General features: G+C 32.1%; 2 protein-coding genes. Both read right to left on the minus strand.

The genetic code is table 11. From position 1 onward, the window contains the following. Positions 1-466 precede the first annotated feature (466 nt). Positions 467-1,141, minus strand: a complete 675-nt coding sequence (locus CWC30_RS17795) for a hypothetical protein (RefSeq protein WP_013463096.1) — start codon at positions 1,139-1,141, stop codon at positions 467-469. Between the two features lie 120 nt (positions 1,142-1,261). Beyond that, positions 1,262-1,699, minus strand: a 438-nt coding sequence (locus tag CWC30_RS17800) for a hypothetical protein (protein WP_212746090.1), incomplete at its 5' end; no start/stop codon positions are given.

Raw genomic sequence — 1,699 nt, forward strand, 5'->3', positions numbered from 1 at the left:
ATCAATAGTCTAATTATATAAATATCAGTATATTAAGTGAACTAAATGTATAGATTAATAGATCATAAGCAGAACATACTTAGACCAAAAGGTGATCAGAGTTTTCACACAGTCTGTGCCATAAGCCGACTATCAGCCGTAACTCGTTTCTGCCCCAAAACGTGTTAAAGCAATTATTCTATAGGTCGGCTTTGAGCGATAACCGGACACTGAAAAAGTTAAATTTATTCCTGTGTTTTAAGTAGAAATCTAATTTTGTCCAATAACATTATTAAACGCCGTTTTGGGGCAAAATAACATGCTTAATTCCTAGCTGTTTTAATTACTTGTTTACAAAGGTAATTATTGGTGAAATTATCAGGGTATGTAATATACGCCGTTTCGGTGTGTTATAAACCACCAAAATGGTGTTCAATAAGCTGTTAGCTGTTAGCTGTTAGCTGTTTTGCTATGTTCTAGGCTTTTTTCAAATAAAAACATCGACTTTCTTTTTGTCGGTTAACAATAAAGCAGCCTTTTCTTGATATAAATCAAAAGTATCGTCTGATATAAATTTATCAAACGTATTAATTATTTCTTTCATGTAAGAGGCTCTTACTTGATAAGTCTGACGTTCAGGATATTCTTTAGCAAGTCCATCTAATTTCTCTGAACTATTAGAAAAATACTCCATAACATTAATTTTTTTATCAGGATCTACATCCCCTCCACCATAAGAAAGGATCCTAAGTTTAGACTCTAAACTATTCATATCTTCTCTTTTTTTGGATATTATGGGGTTTCCTGACTTACCTAATCTAACTGGTTCATCACTATCGTATTTTTGTGTGTATTCTCGTTCCATTTCATTCACATTTTTAACAATACTATGAAGTTCTTTTATACTCATATTAGAAAAGTTGAGCTCTTCTTTTTTAAATACTTTTTCATATGCACTTCCCTCAATTAATGATGAATCAAAAGCATTATTGTCTTTTTTTTCTTTAACTTTAGGATCAAGGTGAGTTGTGTTTATATTAATTTTTAAGCCACTTTCGCTTGTTTTAGTAGAAAAGCTTTTTATTTTTTCATCATCACTGTTTGTAAAAATAGATATTTTACTTTCAAATAGAGTAGGTAGTAGATTGGTGCTGATTTTCATAAAAATCCTTTTTCATATGTCGTTTTCTTTTATCGACATAATTTTATAAAACTTAAGCTTTTATTTTAGATTGTTTTCTATTAACGACTCATAGGGCTGAGTCGTTAATAGAAAGTTTAACTAGCCACCAGATCTTACTTCATAAGTAATTCCACCATAAGTAGATCCAGTTGTTGTTTTATTTTCAACTTCCCAATAATAAGTGCCTGCATTAAAGATAGAAGTGGAAACTGCTACGCTATATCCGCCAGCAACTCTATCTCCATTGCTATCAACCAAAGTCACTTTGAAATCATGTCCGTCATAGTTTCTTAAAATTGCAAAACCGTATCTACGGCAATTACCACCATCATAAGTAAAGCTTGCAATAGTTCGAGTCTGCTCCAATTTAAGACTAGTGTATCTAGTGTAAATTGTAGGGCTACAACGTTCATATTCACTGGTTGTTTGCTCATTTTTAGCTGCTTCTTCAAAATCAAGAATAGAATTCAATGATGCAACTTGATCATGTTGCTCTTGTACTTGAATCGAAGATGACTTGAATCGCCCCGTGTTTGC

Origin of the sequence: Pseudoalteromonas sp. S4741 (assembly GCF_005886135.1) — a bacterium.
In the GTDB taxonomy this organism is placed as follows: Bacteria; Pseudomonadota; Gammaproteobacteria; order Enterobacterales; family Alteromonadaceae; genus Pseudoalteromonas; species Pseudoalteromonas tetraodonis.